Below are 17,054 nucleotides of genomic sequence, written 5' to 3' on the forward strand. Positions count from 1 at the left end.
GCAGAACATAATCATGAGCTTGCTATCAGGTGCAATTCCTGACAGATTCTTATATTCAAAGTAAAAGCATTGCTAGTTAATTTTTTTGGTTTATAATTATTTCTCAAAGGAGATATAAAATGCTTAGATCATCTAGAAAAGGTTTTCGATTAAGTTACTATATTTCATCTTTACTTCCGGTCTACTTCTTACTAATTATTTTTATGTTTACTATAAATATTGAACGCAATGACAATATTTTATATGTTTTTGACATTATTGATAATCATTCTCACTATAATTTTGTTTTTTGCACGTTTATTGCTTTTTTTATATTATCATTAATTTGCTTGCTGCTCGTTAAGAGAGCTATAAAAAGTACTTTAGCTTATAAAAAGACCTTAGGTACTAAAAAGGTAAGTATATCTAATAAATTTAATTCCGGTTTCAGAGAATTTATTTTTAGTGTTATATTACCTTTAATGTCAACGTTTTCTATTAATGATTTCCCTGTCGCCACTTTGGTAATGGTGATTGTTTTTCAATTTATCATATATGTTTTCTTTGAAAATTCATCTGATCTTTTTCCAAATATTTCGTTGGTACTATTAAAGTATTCTTTTTTTTATGTAAGTGACAATTATGGGAAAAGTAATTTACAATATGTTTTAGGGAAAACAAGTGATATAGATAAATTAATAAGTGGAAAAAGAAAAATTGAAGTAGTAAAAATGGGAGAAAGTAACTTTCCTGATAATATTGGGGTACTGGTGAAATTTGAGGAGAGTAAATCTGATGAAAAATAAGGAAATAACTAGTATTTTTGTTATGAATTATAAAGCAGGAAAAAAATCAACGACTTTAAAACTTGGTCTTAGTGATGAAGAATTAAAAGATTTTTCAAGTACAGTTGAAGATCCATCAGAAAGATCGATGATTGATTATTTTGGCGAAGAATGTATGGAAGAATTTTCCACACCAAAAAAATATTATATTAATGGAAATAATAAAACACAGTGCTATCAATTAGATATTTTTAAAAAAATAATGTCCAATCTTAATGATGCTTCTGAGTTAAAGAGCATTAAAAATATTTTTAATGACGATGGAGAACTGCTTTGTAATATGGTAGCTTATATTTCAAAAAAAGAAAATGGAGATGAAGAATTATTTTTATATAATATCGGTAAAAATAATCTGATAAAAGATATTGGCTTTTGGTTATTTAATTTTAAAAAAGGTAGGCAAAAAGCGATTGGGCAAAAGGTTGGTTCTACAAAAAATAATGGGGCATATATAGAGCAAGTAGAGAATGGCTTTAGTTTACCAACCAATAGTTGTATAGCTAGTTTTTATAATAGAAAAAACACTAGTGAAGGTAATCAATATAAAATAAAAATATATCAAGCTTATAATTTTGATGAAGCTTTTAACGTAACAGAAACACAACATGAATATGTAGATAGAATTCTAAAAAAGTTTAATAAGAAAAATGATTCAATCAAGTTAACAAAAGAAAATATATCTGTTAATTTTATAAATAAAGATTATGATGAGATTGAAAAAGTTATCTATAAAAGTGAAGGTTTAACAAAAACATTTGTTAACTTTCATGATAGTCAAAGGAGAATCATTAAAAAAATTGATTTAGAAGAATTAAAAGATGTTATAAAATCATTAAAAGAATATGTTGATAAAAATGCTGATGCGGGTTTTGTTTTGGAGAATATACCTGAAATAAATGAAGTTAATAATGAATTAGAAGTTACCAAAGATTCGATACCAACTTTTGCAGCATTGCTAGACAACAAGATTATAGAAAGATTATTAAATAAGAAAATTGAAATTCCTTATTTTAAGAAACATAAATAAAGTTAAATAAAAATGCTCTCACAATGAAGTTAACCCTCTAGATTTAACAAAAACTAGAGGGTTTTACTATGTTAAATTTACCGTTGAACAAATATTACAAGTTCCAAGTCTTAAACTGGAGAAAAGAACATAACCAGACCTATTAAAATACCACTATTCACTTCAAGGGCGGACTTGATGCGCTCTTTACCAAACAAGGCCAACCATCGATGAACAAATTACCTAAAAAACCAGTTAAGTATAACAACAGCGAGTTATCCGAATTAGAGCGTCTGCGTTTAGAAAACCGACAGCTCCACATTGAAAACTACTACTAAAAAAGTCGAAGCCTTGGCTCGGTGCAAAGAAGCTCAAGGCAGGAAGAACGGACATCATCCAAGAGCTAAGGCATGAGCATAACTAACAGCTGCAAGAATTATTGCACTATAGTTTTTTAGCCAAGAGCGCCTATTAGCATCACCCGCGCAGCAGGGGAAAAGATACAGCAATCTGGCTTTACTGTCGTTAATTAAAGTGGTTAAAAGGCATAATCCCAGCTTTAACTATCTGCCGATGATCAATATGCAAAAAATCAAGTATTGCCTCAAGGTGAGCCATAAGCGAATTTATAGACTGATGAAGGTGCACAACCCGCTGGCTCACAAATACAATTTGCGTGCAGGCAAGTATGATTCATCCAAGAGTATTAGGTCAAGAATCGCTCCGCCAAAAGTTTAAGACGAATCGGCCCTATCAAAAGGTTGTCACTGATATCAGCGAGTTTCGCTATGGCAATAAAAGCAAGAGCGAACGGATATATTTATCACCCTTTAAAGATCTTTACAGTGGTGAAATCATCAGCTACACCATTATTCAGCGGCCGCAGACCAAGTATGTTCTGGACGGACTCAAGCAGGTTTTGGCCGCCCGCCTAACCTACCTTACCTAATGATGATTCACAGCGACCGGGGCATCCAATACCAGTCCAAAGCATATTGCCAAACCATAAAGCAATACCGTGTTTTTCAAAGCATGTCGTGACGAGCAACCTGCGAGAGTCTCTTTCACATCATGAAGGTTGAGCTAGACTACTCACCTATACCTATCCTACCAAGAAGGCGTTGCAAAAGATGATGGAAAAGTGGATCGAATACTAGAATCAGGCATACGCTAAAAGGCCGTACCCCGATTGAATATCGGAATACGGCCTGAGCGAATATAAAATGATGTTAACATCCAATTCTAGTGGTTAACTTCATCTATTTGTTTTCCACTATTTAATTTCCACACATTTTTGATTTATGTCTGCCGTCAAGATAAACACCTAACTAAAAAACTAGTTGACTATTTCTTTTATATAAATTAACTGTATCAGCTAGCATTCTATCTGGGATGCCATATTGCTCAATAAACTGAATTGGCTCATCAAAACTGTCATATTGGTTTGAAGCATATTCAAAAATCAAACTTAGTGAGAAAAGATCTGCACGCCGTTCATTTGGCGTTAAAGGTGTACCACAATAATTGGATAAACCTGATTCTCCAGCTAAAATATGACCAATTTCGTGACCAATTATGAAGGGTAATTCTTTTTTATTTTTCCAATTAATATTGATAATAATCAAGCGTTTGCTTTTGTCAGACAAAGAACTGTATTCTGGTTTGGTAAATATTTGTAAAACACCAATTTTGTGTTTAAAAGCATAACTATATAGCCAGGCAATCAAATTACTCACGTCGTTTACCTCTTTCAATATCTGAATCCATAAGATTTTTAATAATATTAAGATAATCATCAGGAATGGGTCTGCCACGATAGGATAATATTTCATCATTTTCAATATCAATTGCATGGCGATTCTTGGTATTGATAGGGGAGGGATCATCTGTATTACCAAGTAGATAATCGGTTGAAGTATGTAAAACATTAGCAACCTTTTGCAAGTTATTACTTGTTGGGGTTTGCTTTTTCCAGCGATAAATTGAATTAGTTCCTATACCAGCTAAATCATTTACTTTTGCTAGAGTTAAATGATGCTTTTTGGCTAATTTCTTTATTCTTTCAAATGTGCACATATCAAGGATCTCCCTATCCCTGACAAAAATATTAGCGAATTCACTATTATTATGTTGACTATTTAGCGAAAACGAGTAATAATATATTTGTCAATTAAATCACTTACGGTTTTAAGTAAATAAATGACCACTGCAATTGTATGGGGATACTGTTCAATAGCATTTATTTACTATGCCTTCATATTAGCGTTTGCGCTAATATAAGTCAATCTTATTACGCGATTTAATGATGAAATTATTTACGTAGAATGGAGGAAGTGAAGAATATCGATAAATTATGGAGCTAGTAACCTGTAATTATAAAGTGAAGTAAAAGTTGAAAGGGTAGATTATCGCACACTATTAAAAGTTGAGCGAAAATTCTAAATATTAATGGGGTACGCCAAAATGGTTAGCCCTTATTGAAGCAGGCCCTAATGAATACACATTAGGAATATTTTATTGAATATGAAGTGCAACCAAACAGTTCGACATTTTATAATAAGCAAATCTTGATACACGATTTCGATAGTCATTTGAAGTCGTGTATTTTAATTTGACTTGTAATTGTTGGCCTGCTGGACTACTTTGTCATATGTTTTTTGCGAACATGCTCTTAAACATCGGCTTTAAGTTCATATTTAAGTAATATTAACTTGAATGACCACTCTTTAAAGTTTCTGGCTAGCCAATAACTTTCTTCAGGGCCAGCCCTATAATTTTGTTTCAAGTTGAAGCTTTTGCTTAAACTTACTTAAATAATTTTGCCATGGAAAACGACCTCCAAAATTGTCCTAATTTTGGGGGTCGTACCACTTTTTTAAAGTTCTTTGGTGTAATTTTTAAAATATATGTTTAATGACGACTTCAATTCTTTGGTTTTAAATGTTCTGCGTAAGTCCGAATGTTGTTTTGTACAAATTCCTGTGGTTGAATTTGAAAAAGCGAATCTGGAAAGGAATGTTGCATAATGGCTTGACCCAAGTTAAGAAGAATTAAATTATCAATTTCCACTTTCAAGTCAATGTCCTGGGCAATTTCGCCATTATTTTGCATTTGCGCAAATTTTTCTTCTAGAATATTTCTGATTAAATCAAGTAAGCTTTTAATTACTTTTTTTAGTTCAGGTAATTTCTGTGATTCACGTATACCGGTTAAAAATAATGCTAAGTGCTGTTCAATAAAACCTTGGTAGATTACAGAAAAATTCATGATATCTTTTTCAATGTCACCAACAAGCTGGTAATTATCCCCGACTGTTTGAATATCTTGACGATATTCGGCTACAAGTTGCTGCAAAATACTATACTTATCTTTAAAGTGTCTAAATAAGGTACTTTCATTAACTTGTGCGGCTTGAGCAATTTTTTTGGTAGTTGTTCCTTGATATCCATTTTGAATTAATAAATGTGAAAAAGCTGCCAAAATCCTTTGTTCAACATCACCAGCCATGTTGATCACCTGCCTTAACTTAATTCATCAAATTTTAACGTTGGTTGCTTGTGTCTTATTGTAACAATTATCATATTAACTAACAAGATTCCCACTAGGAGTAGCCAAAAGCCGATTTGTTGCTCCGAAGAAAATGTCCCTCCATAGAGGAAATTAAAGTCAGACAGAATACCGTAGTATACCGGGGATATGTAATGAACAAGATTAAAGAAAGAATTCATTCCAATCAGTGGAATAATTCCGGCTCCTGAAACTACTTGGATCATTGTCAAAATAATATTAATCGGAGTTCCGATTTGTCCTAATAATAGAAGTGCTATTGTGTTGAAATTGTAATAAAGGAAAATTGCCAATATATGGCCAAACATGATGTTCGAATAATTTGCCATGGATCCTGGTAAAATTTTAAGATCAATCGCACTCACAATTAGGCTCGCTAAAAATGCTATCAGTAAATAAGTACATTCTAAATATGCAAATGACTTCCACCGGCCGATTTTAGACGCAAATTTAGCATATACACCATAAAGAAGTAGTGCTCCCATGAGCGTTCCTAAATTAAGTGTGATGTTGATAAAGAAAGGGGCTAGGGCATTGTTTAAACCCTTCGGAACAGAATTACGGTGCTGAATAGTAAAAGAAGAAGTTTTACTCTGTTGTGCTAATGCCTTTTGCCTGCTTTGAGAAATAATTTGCTGCTTTTGCTTCAAAGCCTTCTTTACTACTTGTTTTTGTCTTAAAGCGGTTTGCGTTTTTAGCTTTTTAATTAAAGCTGGCTGCATTTGTTTGGGTGCTTGAGCAATAGAGCGTCGAGCAGTATTTATTTCAATTTCTGCGTTTGCCCTTTGCTTATTTAGCTCTAATTGCATTTTAGCTAGCTGTGGTTTTGCTATTTTAATTGTCTGACTTTGAACTTGTATTTCCTTGTCAATTGCTTGGCCCATTTTATTGGCTATCGCATTCAAAGAACTACTTACCGACATTTGGTTTGAATCATTAAGATAAAATTTCACTTTAGCGTTTTTGCCATGTGAAAGGTTGTGCTTGAAGTGTGCTGGAATTGCTATCAGCAGGTAACTCTTTCGCTGATCTAGATTCTGTTTTCCTTTTTTGAGATCAGAACTAATTTTTACATGTTTGAACGGAGCTTTAGCTTTAATATTTTCAGCCAGGTCCTTGCTGTCTGGGTCTTGATTAATAATTTCGATGGGCAATTCTTTAATCTTGCTTGGCATATTCTTATACCCTGAATCATATATCCAGAATACTAGTCCACCAAAAATAACGGTAATCAACAGTGCAATTACAGTTCCGCGACTGCTGATAAATTTTTTGAAATTCATATTTTTAACCTCACTTTTTATTTTGTGTTTGGTGTAGAATAGCATCTTTAATTTTTTAATGCAAGCAAGCACTTGCTTTTATTGAATGAAAATATTTTATTGGGAAAGCAAAAAAGGGTGAACCAGTTGGTTCAGCCCTTTTGCTTATAAATATTTTTTTCTTTAGCTTTTACATCAAAAAAATCTGAATATCCAAATAATTAAATTCAGTAAGCCATGACAAAAAATAGCCATTTTAATGTCTTTAGTTATTAAATATACTAGTGAGTAACTTAACACAGTAAAAAATATTTGCAAAGTTGCCCATGAAAGCATGTTTCCATGGGCAAAAGCAAAAAGCAGACTAGTGAGAAGAATTGCTAGCCAAAGATTAAGCTTTTTAAAAATCCCGCCTTGTAAGCTACCTTGAAATAGCATTGATTCAAATATAGGACCCGATATAACCAAGGTGAAAAAAACAATCGCGCCTAGTTGAGTGTGAAGTAATCTAATTAAGTCATCGTCTGTATTGCCTACATTAACAATATTTCCAATTAACACTTGGATAAAAAGTGACAATATTGCAAAACCGAAAGAAATCAGTAGATTTTTTTATGCTTAGTTTAATTGACCAGATCGGCGTGCCGTTAACTTTTTTATAAAGCGGATAAACAGATACAAAACCAACTAGACACCCAATTATCAGAACCAATACATGGTGCCAAATATTGACATTGTTCCTTGTTTCATTGTCATAGATGATATATGCAAGTGTCGGAGACTCCATAAAAATAAAGGAGAACAGAAACCAGATTAAGAAACCAATGGCTTTTAATAAAGATAAGGTTATTTTTCCTAGTTGTTTCATAATGCCAGATGTTCCTTACTTATATTTAAAGATGCCTAAAAGTTCAGACAACTCGATTAAATCTTCGAAAAGATTTTTAAATATTGCTAATATTTCGACTAAACTTATAGCCACAATGAATACTCACTTGAAATAGGTCAAATATTTTCTAGTTCTTGTTTGTAAAAACTACTTTTCCCAAGACATGGAACATATACCTAAATCGGACTAGCCGTCCAAAGAATGTGCTTTTAAAGTAATTACATTCACTTTTCTTAAAAGACCTAGCTATAAAAATAAAGAGTGTCTGCAAACGCTCTTTATTTTTCAGTAGTAATCTATCTGACTAATTTATACCAGCCCTTAGCTTTCGGACATTGCCAGAAATATTTACCATGAGCTTTAAAATAGCCGTTAGCCCAACCCTTATGAGTTACCAGCCATTCGTAACTAGCAACATCACGAATATGAACTTTTTGACCTTTTCGCAGTGTTTTGGAAGCAACCGCATGGGTCTTATATAATGGATAAGCAATTTTCATTTTATAAATTTTGACTGGCTTAATTACTTTGACCTCGCGCGGCTTAAAGTAATATTCTTTCCAATATTTTGCCTGAACGTTTCGCCCAAAAACATTCAAGGATAACAAAACGCCAAAAATGACTAAAAATGACATTAGTAAAGATTTCCGTTTCATATAGACCCCCTAATTTAATTACTAATATTATCTTGTTATAAACAATAGTTTGCCGATATTTAATCTTAGTTGCAGTCAAACTAAAGCTATATTGATATATTTGCACTATTATCGAATTTACACAAGAGCAGATTTATTACTCTTTTATCATTTAGCTAGTCCAAGATAAATTTTGATTTTATGTTCAATAAATTTAATATCTTCATTGAGTTGATCCTGTTCTTGATGCAATAAATCCAATTGTTCAAAAAGAAGGACCAACCTTTGGGGAATTGTTTCGTCACCCTGGTAACGCAATTTGGCGTATTCCTGCATTTTTTTAATACTCATGCCGGTTTTCTTCAGTCTAAGAATAAACTTGACCCAATTGATATCTTTATCTGTATATACACGACGGTTGTTTCTGTCGCGGCTTGAAAATATTAATCCTTGCTTTTCGTAATATCGCAGTGTATCAATCGACAGACCACATAATTTAGAAAATTGACCAATAGAATATTGCATAATATTTATCTCTTCTCATCTGTTTTTTAAGATAATAATTACATTCAACTTTTTTGTGTCAACTTAAAAAAGTGGTTGACGTGGAGTATACTCCAGCATTTATTCTATAGCAGTAATTTGAATTAGCGAAAAGGAGAATAACATGGCAGAAAATAATCGTTACGAAACTGGTTTAAAGAATTTAGCTAAAGTTGATCAAGAAGCTGGTCAAGCAGTTATCGATTCATTAGCAGGTTTACCAGAAGATGTTGGTAAATACATTATTGAATTCGCATTTGGCGATATTTATAATCGTGATGTTTTAGACTTAAAGCAAAGAGAAATGATTACTATTACTAGTTTGCTTTCACAAGGCGATACTGCACCACAATTAAACGTTCACATCAATGGTGCTTTAAATGTTGGATTAACTAGAGAAGAAGTGATTGAGACTTTCATCCAAGCCATACCTTATGTTGGCTTTCCTAAAGTTTTAAATGCAGTTAATGTAGCTAAACAAGTATTTAAAGACCGTGACGAACAAGGAAAGTAAAATTTTAATTATCAACTAAAACTAGAACCAAAAAATATACAAGTAAAAAAATCACTTCATTATTAGAAGTGATTTTTCTTTTAGATAGTTCTTAAAACAAGATTTGTAAATACATTAGTAATAATTATTAATAATAACGGCCTTTGCGATTACATTGGTTTCATTGGAGTAGGTATGGGGATTGGTTGGATTAAAGAAGATGGTGTCATCTTTTTTCAACAGATTTTTCTGATTATTGACCGTAATCCATAATGTTCCGGCTATTACCATTACATATTCCTCGGAATTTGACGAATGCCCAACAGATTTATATTGTGAGTGTGGATCTAGCTCCATTTGAAAAAGCTCAAAGCGGCGATGAATTGATTGGGGAAAATAATTAAAAATCCGGTAATGACCATCGGCGGAATGTTGCTGCAGAATTTTATTTTTTTGAATAATTGTTGGTTTATTAAGGTCAGAATCTTCTAAAAGAAGGGTATAGGGAATATTAAGTCCAGCACAAATCTTCCAGATTGTGTTGATTGTCGGATTAGTTGTTCCACCTTCTATTTGTGAGAGCATACTTTTACTAATACCCGCAGTTTCCGCTAGCTGACTAATATTTAGTCCGGCTTTAAGCCGGTAAAACTTAACATTGTGGGCAATAATCTGATTAATTTCCAATTAGTTTCTCCTTAAAAAGTAATTGACTTTATCTAAAGTTCGTCGTAAACTTTGTTAAATCTAATATATTGAACGTATTTATTATATATCGAACGAAAGAGCATTGTAGCAAATTAAACTTGCTTTTGCTTAGGTTCAAATAATTTTTGCTAGTTAAACCTAGTTTACACTATTTTATGCAAATAGTTTTTAAGAAAAAGGGAAAGGTAGATGAGTAGATGAATAACTCTTTATCAAGACATGCCGCATTTGTTGAAACAATCCCAACAGTATTTGGCTATTTAGGAATTGCTGCTGCTTTTGGCATTATTGGCCGCGCGAGTGGATTTTCAATCTTAACAGTTTGCTTAATGTCAATTATTATTTATGCCGGATCCGCCCAGTTTACTACAGTAAGTATGCTTGCGGCAGGGAGCCCGATTTTGTCAATCATCCTAGCGACCTTTCTGATTAATTCCAGAATGATTTTAATGAGCACTACATTGGCACCATATTTTAAAAAAGATAGTGTAGGTAAGGGAATAGCCATTGGCACCTTGCTGACTGATGAAAGTTTTGCACTTGGGGTGAGTAAATTAAACTATACAGGCAATCGGCTGACTTTTACCTGGCAGAATACGACTAATACTATTTCGTATTTGACTTGGGTAATTGCAACTGCTTTAGGTGCATTTCTCGGGGGCTTAATTACCAATCCGCAAAGATTGGGCTTAGATTTTGCCATTGTAGCAATGTTTATTGGTTTATTGTACCTACAGATAATTAGTGATAAAAAAATGAAACAGGCTTTACAGGTGACAGTAGTCTTGATAACAATGGCTTTAACTTACTTATGCATGATTATTTTACCTGAACAGTTAGTTATTCTTGTGGTGACAATTTTAGGGTGCATATTGGGGATGGTAGTGAAACATGTCTTTTTCTAACTACACAATGTTAACAATTATTGGCTGTGGAATTGCCACTTGGCTATCGCGAATTTTGCCATTTGTTTTATTAAAGAAATTTACTTTACCTAAAATAATAGTTGAATTTCTATCATTCGTACCAATTGTAATTATGGCATCTCTTTGGTTTAGTAGTTTATTTACGCCAAGTCTAGGACATCTTCCCAAAGTTAATGTGGATTATGTTTTGGCATCACTACCCACCTTTATTGTTGCCTTAATTAGTAAATCGTTACTGTTAATCGTTTTGGTGGGCGTAATTTCGTTGGCCTTATTACGTTTAATCTGAGCTACATTAGGAATACTTTTTACTCCTCTTGCATTGGTCTGCACTCCAAGGTTTATAATAACTGCAAAATTATTAAACTTAGTTGATTGAGGAATACGCATTGAAACAGTTAAATTAAACAATGGAATTGAAATGCCGCTTTTAGGCTTTGGTGTTTTCCAAATTATTGACATTAAGGAAGCAGAAAAGGCTGTCTTGACAGCATTGGATGCAGGTTACAGGCTAATTGACACAGCTAGCTCATATGGAAACGAAGAAGCAGTAGGACGAGCAATTAAGAAGAGCGGAATAACAAGATCAGATATTTTTGTAACTACTAAATTATGGGTCCAGGACACAGGATATGAAGCCACTAAAAGAGCAATCAATGAATCATTAAAAAAGTTGCAGTTAGATTATCTTGATTTATGCTTAATTCATCAACCTTATGGTGATGTTTACAGCTCTTGGCGTGCAATGGAAGAAGCATATGAATCTGGGATGATTCGCGCAATTGGTGTATCGAATTTTGAACCTGACCGAATTTGGGATTTGGCTTTGTATAATCGCGTACGACCAGCCGTTAATCAAATTGAGATTAATCTTTGGATGCAACAAGATGCTGTTAAATTCTTGCAAGACAAAGCAATTCAGCCAGAAGCCTGGGCACCATTTGCTGAAGGGAAAAACCAGATTTTTAGTAACCCACTTCTACAAGAAATTGGATTGAGTCACCATAAATCGGTAGGACAGGTGATTTTAAGATGGCTAATTCAGAGAAAAAAAGTTGTTATTCCAAAATCTGTTCATCGTGAGCGAATTGTGGAAAATAGTAATATTTTTGATTTTACTTTAACTGACCAAGAAATGGTCAAAATCAACAGATTAGATAAACGACAAAGCCAATTTTTTGATCATCGCGATCCGTCTGCGGTTGAACGTATTTATAATATGATTCGCTGATGTGAGGAGATTTTTTGAACATTAATGAAGTTAGTTCTCAGTTTAATTTATCAAAGGATACATTACGCTATTGGGAGAAATGCGGTTTAATACCACCAGTTAGGCGGGACACTAACGGCTATCGTGAATATAGCGAATATGATCAAAATTGGATTTTTTACATTAAAGCTTTACGTCAAGCTGGTGTTTCGGTTAAAAGACTGCAAGAATTTGTGGCTAAATATCAGCAAAAGCAGCCACCTAAAGAGCGTAAAAAACTACTTGTGTCTCAGCTGAAAGAACTAAAAAAGCAAGCAATGAACTTACAAAAAGCGATTGATTACCTTGATTTTAAAGTCACACATTTTGATGATCAGCTGCTTACTTATGAAAATGAAAAATTGGCTTATGAAGGAAAAGCAAAAAAGGATTTACAAAATTAAGTTTCTTTCGTTATAATAATTAAAAAAATTTCGGTTGGAGTTCAAGACTTTCAAGAATTGTTCCTAGGTTTGGGTTGCCTAGGTAACTTCTTGGAAGTCTTTTTTTGTGTGAAAGTTGAAGGAAAAATGGAACAAATAAAACTAGTAATTTTAATCTTATTATTCGCCCTAATCGGTGGGCAAATTAGCGTAAGGAGTAAGCTGCCTGCTGTGATTGGTCAATTAATTGCAGGTGTCATCCTTGGTCCGGCATTTTTAAATTGGGTCAGACCAACTTCACTAATTAAAAATTTAGCGGAAATTGGCGTTATCTTGCTGATGTTTTTAGCTGGCCTTGAAAGTGATTTGACTATTTTAAAAAAGCTTTGGTATCCCAGTTTGCTCGTGGCACTGCTGGGAATGATTGTACCAATAATTGTTGCTTATTTAACAGGATTATTGTTTGCTTTTGCGCCAATTGATTGTCTTTATTTGGGATTAATTTTTGCGGCGACATCAGTCTCAATTTCTGTGGCGGTTTTACAGGAATTAGGTTGTCTTAGAAATAAGGAAGGGATGACCATTCTCGGCGCGGCTGTAGTTGATGACATACTATCAATCTTCTTGTTAAGCATCGCAAGCAGTTTGTTTAACACGCAAAGGCCAGTAACTACAGCAAAATATGAATTAGCATGGCACATATTTTGTCAGATAGGCTATTTAATAGTACTAATCATTGGTAGTTTTTGGCTAGCACCAAGGTTGGTTAAATTGTGGACTAAGAATACTGTGCCGGCAGCTAACGTCCTTTTACTATTAGTTATGATTTTAGTAGCATCTTTTGGTGCGGAATTTGTTGGCTTAAGCGATGTGATTGGTGCCTTTTTTGTCGGACTTGCTTTTAGCCAGTTAAATGAAAAAGCGAAACTGCAAGAAAATTTTACGACCATTGGTTATGGCTTTTTTATTCCGCTTTTTTTCATCAGTATTGGACTTGAGATGACGTTAACTGGAATCTGGCAAAATATTGGGTTATTTGTACTACTTTTAATTGGTGCAATTTTATCTAAATGGGGTGGTGCTGGTATTGGTGCTAAACTATCTGGTTTTTCCTTTTTGAGTTCAATTCAAATTGGGGCAGGAATGGTTTCGCGTGGTGAAATGGCCTTGATTGTTGCCCAGATTAGCAGGCAAAAGCACTTTTTAACTTCTACTACTTATTCATTAGTTGTGGGAGTCATTATCTTAACAACTTTGATTGCCCCATTTTTATTAAAGCTAGCTTTTACAAATAAGCAATAAGTTGTTCAAGTCAGAATAATTTTGGATTTACGAATTAAATGCTATGATAGAATTCGTGTTTGCGCACAAATAAAGAGATAGATAGGGCGGTATTAATGAAATTTCAACCTAATAATAATTTATTTAGTAGTAAATGGTATGTAAGTCAAATGCGTGGTTGGAGCTTTAAAACTTATATGCTATTGATGCTAGGGATCGGCGTCATTATCGGTACGACAATTTCTTCACCAATTGATTTAATTGCGTTTGTGACGATGATTGCAGCTATCATGGGCTTTACGTGTACGTTGGCTATTACTAATGCAAGACCAATTAACGGTGTATTAGGCTTATTGTCATCAATTATTTACATTATTGTTTCGATATATGCTAAAAATTATGCCAATGTTGTTTTGCAGGCAGCCTATATTTTTCTATTAGACTTGCCCGTGCTATTTTTACCAGCTTGGACAAAAGATGCAGAAAAACATATTAGGGGGCTCAATTTATCCAAGTGGGTTTATACAATTTGCTTTTTTATCGTGGTAACGGGCCTGCTTTACTTAATGGACACAAAAATCTTTATTAGTCCAAGGCCATGGATTGATGCAATCGCCGGTGCAATTGGCATCACTGGCTCAGTCCTTTGCACGTTTCGTTTTCGGGAACAGTACTACTTTTGGTCAATTCAAGGAATCTTTGCGATCATTCTGTGGGGTGTTACTGCTTTTCAGGGTGACGCAAATTTAACGTTATTTTTCACGTATATTCTATATTTAAGTAATGACCTGCTAGCTTTTACTGACAAGCACACTAGTTGGTTCCATTAAAAAAATAAAAGGTGAGATCCTCTAATTAGAAGATTTCACCTTTTATTTTTGCAAATGATCTTTGACAATTTTGATTAGTATCTTAGTAGCACCTTTACCAGCCTTGTCGTCGTAATATGATTGGTAGCGTTCATCACTTTCATAGCCGTTAACAATTCCTAAATGAATTTCAGTTGAATAGTTTGGCATAATGACTTTCAGCCAATTTTGATGATCTGTGAAAATGACATCACTCAATTTACTTTCTGTACTAGGATCTTTAACAACTTCTTGTAAATTGCGGACTAAATCCGCTTCAATTGTTTTCATTCGGTTAAAATTTTCATCTGAAAAATCTGCAGCACTTTTAGTCATTTCATTTCTCCTCATGCTTGTATACTTTTTACTATTTTACTATAGCATACTGCTAAATCAGGAAAAATAAATTTAGGGTTTTGACAAGCAGCTGCCTAGCTAATTTTTTGCTGTTTTACGTTAATTGGTCGAGTTAAAGGTAAAAGATATAAATAACGAGAATAAAGCTGTATAATAAAACTAGAGGTGCATTAATGATTATTTTTGTGTGGGCTGAGGATGAGAAACATCAAATTGGTCTAGATGGGCATTTACCTTGGTATTTACCTAAGGATTTGGAACATTTTAAAAAGTTAACAGTTGGTCACCCAATCGTTATGGGCCGTAAAACTTTTGCTAGCTTACCTAGACTGCTACCTAATAGACAACATATTGTTTTATCAAGTAGTTGCGAAGTGGCACACAAATTTGATCACAATAACCAAGTTGTCATATTATCTTCGTTAAATAAATTAAAGCATTGGCTTAAGTCACATCAAGATGAAAAGATTTTTGTTATCGGGGGTACATCGGTTTTCCAGGCATTGAAAAAGCAAGTAGATTATTTAGAAAAGACGGAAATAAAAGCTGTTTTTGCTGGTGACACGATTATGCCGACCATTGACTATTCGCAATTTGAGTTAATAAAAAAAGAGACTCATTTACCTGATGATCAAAATAAATATTCATATGAATTTTTAACTTATGCTAGAAAGGAGAAACGAAATGAAGAAGATGATCATAAGCGTAATCGTTTTAGTGATCAGTATCCTGATTCTTGTTAATAGTATTATTCAAGCTGAAATGATCAATCCTAACTTATGGTGGCAAGTAATTGGCATGGCAATCATTACCTTTGTGGTCGCGCGTGATAATTGGGATCAATATCAGAATTTTCACAAGCATCAGCAAAAATAATTTTAAACGTGGTTGACAGAACTAAAACTAGGTGCTAAATTAATAAACAATTAAATAATTAATACATCTTGAAAAGCAGAGTAGTTATTTGCCAAGTTGATAAAGAGAGCTAACATTTTGGTGAGAGTTAGCAGACAAGGGATGATGAACATGGGCTTGAAATGATGACCGTTAGTGATATTTAGCTTTCGGCGGAGTTGCATCCGTTATTTGTGCAAGCTATTGATAGATAGCTATTGAGGTTTATTACGTGAGTAATAAACAAATTAAAGGTGGTATCGCGAAGCACTCGTCCTTATTTTTAGGGATGAGTGCTTTTTTGTTGAACTTTGGAGGTTCTGTAATGTCGAAGAAGAAGACAAGAAATATTGTTATCGGCGTAATCGTCGCTTTAGTTGTGATTGTGATTGGGTGGTTTAGCTTTGGCCCCAAACCTAATAATAGTCAAAAAGGTGGCAACCATGTGGTTACTGTGGGAATAGTTAGTGAAACTAAGCCAAAGGAAGATATTTGGAATCATGTTGCGGCTACTGCAAAAAAGAAATATGGTGTAACGGTTAAAGTGAAGAACTTTACCGATTACAACCAGCCAAACAAAGCCGTTAAAAATGGTGATATTGACTTAAATGCCTTTCAGCACTATGCCTTTTTGAAAGCGTGGAATAAAGCGAATAAGGGTGGCGTAGAGGCAATTGGCCGCACAGAAATTAATCCGATCAGATTATATTCCAAGAAATATCACAAACTGAGCGACTTACCAAAAGGTGCTACAATTGCAGTTCCAAATGATGCCAGCAACGAATCCCGTGCACTTTTTGTTTTAAAAAATGCCGGTTTAATCGAACTGCGTAAAGGCAAGGAATTAGCTACTGTTGCTGACGTTGTGAAAAATCCTAAAAACCTAAAAATTAAAGAAATAAATGCTGATCAATGTGGTCGGGTAATTGACTCAGTTGATGCCGCAGTTGTTAATAATGACTTTGCTCGTCCCGCTGGTTTAGGTAAGAAACAGACAATCTTTGTTGAGCCGGTTAACAAGGATTCATTAAAATGGGTTAACATCATTTGTGCTCGTAAGGGTGAGGAGAAGAATAAAGATTACCTCGCCGTTGTGAAGGCCTACCAGACGGAAGAAACTAAGCGCTTAGACAAGAAATATTACGGTGACATGCAAAAAACTGCTTGGGACATCAAGTTTTAGTTAGTT

Annotated in this window: 22 protein-coding genes and 1 other annotated feature; of the genes, 13 read left to right on the top strand and 9 right to left on the bottom strand. The window is 33.9% G+C overall.

What is annotated here, in order from left to right; genetic code table 11:
• The first annotated feature begins 119 nt into the window (after positions 1-119).
• The 3 genes from J3U54_RS06510 to J3U54_RS06520 all read left to right on the top strand — a co-directional run bounded on the left by J3U54_RS06510 (position 120) and on the right by J3U54_RS06520 (position 2,779).
• On the top strand, positions 120-785 hold the full coding sequence (locus J3U54_RS06510) for a hypothetical protein (RefSeq protein WP_267385517.1): 666 nt from the start codon (positions 120-122) through the stop codon (positions 783-785).
• Positions 775-1,851, top strand: a complete 1,077-nt coding sequence (locus tag J3U54_RS06515; RefSeq protein WP_267385518.1) for a hypothetical protein — start codon at positions 775-777, stop codon at positions 1,849-1,851. Before J3U54_RS06510 ends, J3U54_RS06515 begins: the two co-directional genes overlap by 11 nt.
• Positions 1,852-2,518: 667 nt before the next feature.
• Positions 2,519-2,779, top strand: a complete 261-nt coding sequence (locus J3U54_RS06520) for a DDE-type integrase/transposase/recombinase (protein ID WP_267385519.1) — start codon at positions 2,519-2,521, stop codon at positions 2,777-2,779.
• A 379-nt stretch (positions 2,780-3,158) separates the two neighbouring features.
• On the opposite strand, the gene J3U54_RS06525 is transcribed toward J3U54_RS06520, so the two are convergent.
• From J3U54_RS06525 to J3U54_RS06550, 7 genes are all read right to left on the bottom strand, one after another.
• Positions 3,159-3,566: an ImmA/IrrE family metallo-endopeptidase gene (locus tag J3U54_RS06525; protein WP_267385521.1), complete on the bottom strand. Its 408-nt coding sequence runs from the start codon at positions 3,564-3,566 to the stop codon at positions 3,159-3,161.
• Positions 3,559-3,906, bottom strand: coding sequence for a helix-turn-helix domain-containing protein (locus J3U54_RS06530; protein ID WP_103751723.1), 348 nt, complete (start codon positions 3,904-3,906; stop codon positions 3,559-3,561). Before J3U54_RS06530 ends, J3U54_RS06525 begins: the two co-directional genes overlap by 8 nt.
• 846 nt (positions 3,907-4,752) lie before the next feature.
• Positions 4,753-5,337, bottom strand: a complete 585-nt coding sequence (locus J3U54_RS06535) for a TetR/AcrR family transcriptional regulator (RefSeq protein WP_267385523.1) — start codon at positions 5,335-5,337, stop codon at positions 4,753-4,755.
• Positions 5,338-5,351: 14 nt separating this feature from the next.
• Positions 5,352-6,680, bottom strand: coding sequence for an ABC transporter permease (locus J3U54_RS06540; protein ID WP_267385524.1), 1,329 nt, complete (start codon positions 6,678-6,680; stop codon positions 5,352-5,354).
• A gap of 174 nt (positions 6,681-6,854) precedes the next feature.
• Positions 6,855-7,220 (bottom strand): CPBP family intramembrane glutamic endopeptidase, encoded by a 366-nt coding sequence (locus tag J3U54_RS09150; RefSeq protein WP_416381980.1) that lies wholly within the window; start codon positions 7,218-7,220, stop codon positions 6,855-6,857.
• 624 nt (positions 7,221-7,844) lie between these two features.
• Positions 7,845-8,204: a hypothetical protein gene (locus J3U54_RS06545; protein WP_103751719.1), complete on the bottom strand. Its 360-nt coding sequence runs from the start codon at positions 8,202-8,204 to the stop codon at positions 7,845-7,847.
• Positions 8,205-8,351: 147 nt separating this feature from the next.
• Complete coding sequence (locus J3U54_RS06550; RefSeq protein WP_220219738.1) at positions 8,352-8,708, bottom strand: MerR family transcriptional regulator; 357 nt, start codon at positions 8,706-8,708, stop codon at positions 8,352-8,354.
• Between the two features lie 142 nt (positions 8,709-8,850).
• Here J3U54_RS06550 and J3U54_RS06555 point away from each other — a divergent pair, with 142 nt between their 5' ends.
• Positions 8,851-9,240, top strand: a complete 390-nt coding sequence (locus J3U54_RS06555; protein ID WP_220234585.1) for a carboxymuconolactone decarboxylase family protein — start codon at positions 8,851-8,853, stop codon at positions 9,238-9,240.
• 114 nt (positions 9,241-9,354) lie between these two features.
• On the opposite strand, the gene J3U54_RS06560 is transcribed toward J3U54_RS06555, so the two are convergent.
• Positions 9,355-9,906, bottom strand: coding sequence for a helix-turn-helix domain-containing protein (locus J3U54_RS06560; RefSeq protein WP_267385525.1), 552 nt, complete (start codon positions 9,904-9,906; stop codon positions 9,355-9,357).
• A gap of 218 nt (positions 9,907-10,124) precedes the next feature.
• Here J3U54_RS06560 and J3U54_RS06565 point away from each other — a divergent pair, with 218 nt between their 5' ends.
• The 6 genes from J3U54_RS06565 to pnuC all read left to right on the top strand — a co-directional run bounded on the left by J3U54_RS06565 (position 10,125) and on the right by pnuC (position 14,596).
• Positions 10,125-10,832 carry an AzlC family ABC transporter permease gene (locus J3U54_RS06565; RefSeq protein ID WP_267385526.1) on the top strand — a complete coding sequence of 236 codons (708 nt, stop codon included), beginning with the start codon at positions 10,125-10,127 and terminating at the stop codon, positions 10,830-10,832.
• A complete protein-coding gene (locus tag J3U54_RS06570) occupies positions 10,819-11,142 on the top strand; it encodes an AzlD domain-containing protein (protein ID WP_267385527.1) in 324 nt (107 codons plus the stop codon). Before J3U54_RS06565 ends, J3U54_RS06570 begins: the two co-directional genes overlap by 14 nt.
• A gap of 99 nt (positions 11,143-11,241) precedes the next feature.
• The gene (locus tag J3U54_RS06575) at positions 11,242-12,084 is read left to right on the top strand and encodes an aldo/keto reductase (RefSeq protein ID WP_267385563.1); all 843 of its coding nucleotides are present in this window, start codon (positions 11,242-11,244) and stop codon (positions 12,082-12,084) included.
• A 14-nt stretch (positions 12,085-12,098) separates the two neighbouring features.
• Positions 12,099-12,506, top strand: coding sequence for a MerR family transcriptional regulator (locus J3U54_RS06580; RefSeq protein ID WP_267385528.1), 408 nt, complete (start codon positions 12,099-12,101; stop codon positions 12,504-12,506).
• A gap of 126 nt (positions 12,507-12,632) precedes the next feature.
• On the top strand, positions 12,633-13,787 hold the full coding sequence (locus tag J3U54_RS06585) for a cation:proton antiporter (protein ID WP_267385529.1): 1,155 nt from the start codon (positions 12,633-12,635) through the stop codon (positions 13,785-13,787).
• A gap of 95 nt (positions 13,788-13,882) precedes the next feature.
• Positions 13,883-14,596 (top strand): nicotinamide riboside transporter PnuC, encoded by a 714-nt coding sequence (gene pnuC / locus J3U54_RS06590; protein ID WP_103751711.1) that lies wholly within the window; start codon positions 13,883-13,885, stop codon positions 14,594-14,596.
• Positions 14,597-14,638: 42 nt separating this feature from the next.
• Here pnuC and J3U54_RS06595 read toward each other — a convergent pair whose 3' ends face one another.
• A complete protein-coding gene (locus J3U54_RS06595; protein ID WP_164715348.1) occupies positions 14,639-14,950 on the bottom strand; it encodes a TipAS antibiotic-recognition domain-containing protein in 312 nt (103 codons plus the stop codon).
• Positions 14,951-15,144: 194 nt separating this feature from the next.
• Between J3U54_RS06595 and J3U54_RS06600 the strand changes: the two genes are divergently transcribed.
• The 3 genes from J3U54_RS06600 (at position 15,145) to J3U54_RS06610 (ending at position 17,048) form a co-directional block, all read left to right on the top strand.
• The gene (locus J3U54_RS06600) at positions 15,145-15,714 is read left to right on the top strand and encodes a dihydrofolate reductase (protein ID WP_103751709.1); all 570 of its coding nucleotides are present in this window, start codon (positions 15,145-15,147) and stop codon (positions 15,712-15,714) included.
• Positions 15,656-15,847, top strand: a complete 192-nt coding sequence (locus J3U54_RS06605) for a hypothetical protein (RefSeq protein ID WP_127326205.1) — start codon at positions 15,656-15,658, stop codon at positions 15,845-15,847. Before J3U54_RS06600 ends, J3U54_RS06605 begins: the two co-directional genes overlap by 59 nt.
• Before the next feature lie 59 nt (positions 15,848-15,906).
• Positions 15,907-16,147: a binding site (T-box leader), on the top strand.
• Between the two features lie 43 nt (positions 16,148-16,190).
• Complete coding sequence (locus J3U54_RS06610; RefSeq protein WP_267385530.1) at positions 16,191-17,048, top strand: MetQ/NlpA family ABC transporter substrate-binding protein; 858 nt, start codon at positions 16,191-16,193, stop codon at positions 17,046-17,048.
• Positions 17,049-17,054: the final 6 nt, after the last annotated feature.

The organism is Lactobacillus sp. B4007, assembly GCF_026535895.1.
In the GTDB taxonomy this organism is placed as follows: domain Bacteria; phylum Bacillota; class Bacilli; order Lactobacillales; family Lactobacillaceae; genus Lactobacillus; species Lactobacillus panisapium.

Excerpts from the sequence above, each read along its gene's own strand:
- J3U54_RS06520 (WP_267385519.1), top strand. The coding sequence starts at position 2,519 with ATGATTCATCCAAGAGTATTAGGTCAAGAATCGCTCCGCCAAAAGTTT.
- J3U54_RS06545 (WP_103751719.1), bottom strand. The coding sequence starts at position 8,204 with ATGAAACGGAAATCTTTACTAATGTCATTTTTAGTCATTTTTGGCGTT.
- J3U54_RS06540 (WP_267385524.1), bottom strand. The coding sequence starts at position 6,680 with ATGAATTTCAAAAAATTTATCAGCAGTCGCGGAACTGTAATTGCACTG.
- J3U54_RS06595 (WP_164715348.1), bottom strand. The coding sequence starts at position 14,950 with ATGACTAAAAGTGCTGCAGATTTTTCAGATGAAAATTTTAACCGAATG.
- J3U54_RS06610 (WP_267385530.1), top strand. The coding sequence starts at position 16,191 with ATGTCGAAGAAGAAGACAAGAAATATTGTTATCGGCGTAATCGTCGCT.
- J3U54_RS06585 (WP_267385529.1), top strand. The coding sequence starts at position 12,633 with ATGGAACAAATAAAACTAGTAATTTTAATCTTATTATTCGCCCTAATC.
- J3U54_RS06515 (WP_267385518.1), top strand. The coding sequence starts at position 775 with ATGAAAAATAAGGAAATAACTAGTATTTTTGTTATGAATTATAAAGCA.
- J3U54_RS06550 (WP_220219738.1), bottom strand. The coding sequence starts at position 8,708 with ATGCAATATTCTATTGGTCAATTTTCTAAATTATGTGGTCTGTCGATT.
- J3U54_RS06535 (WP_267385523.1), bottom strand. The coding sequence starts at position 5,337 with ATGGCTGGTGATGTTGAACAAAGGATTTTGGCAGCTTTTTCACATTTA.
- J3U54_RS06510 (WP_267385517.1), top strand. The coding sequence starts at position 120 with ATGCTTAGATCATCTAGAAAAGGTTTTCGATTAAGTTACTATATTTCA.
- J3U54_RS06570 (WP_267385527.1), top strand. The coding sequence starts at position 10,819 with ATGTCTTTTTCTAACTACACAATGTTAACAATTATTGGCTGTGGAATT.
- J3U54_RS06600 (WP_103751709.1), top strand. The coding sequence starts at position 15,145 with ATGATTATTTTTGTGTGGGCTGAGGATGAGAAACATCAAATTGGTCTA.
- pnuC (WP_103751711.1), top strand. The coding sequence starts at position 13,883 with ATGAAATTTCAACCTAATAATAATTTATTTAGTAGTAAATGGTATGTA.
- J3U54_RS06555 (WP_220234585.1), top strand. The coding sequence starts at position 8,851 with ATGGCAGAAAATAATCGTTACGAAACTGGTTTAAAGAATTTAGCTAAA.
- J3U54_RS06530 (WP_103751723.1), bottom strand. The coding sequence starts at position 3,906 with ATGTGCACATTTGAAAGAATAAAGAAATTAGCCAAAAAGCATCATTTA.
- J3U54_RS06605 (WP_127326205.1), top strand. The coding sequence starts at position 15,656 with ATGAAGAAGATGATCATAAGCGTAATCGTTTTAGTGATCAGTATCCTG.
- J3U54_RS06565 (WP_267385526.1), top strand. The coding sequence starts at position 10,125 with ATGAATAACTCTTTATCAAGACATGCCGCATTTGTTGAAACAATCCCA.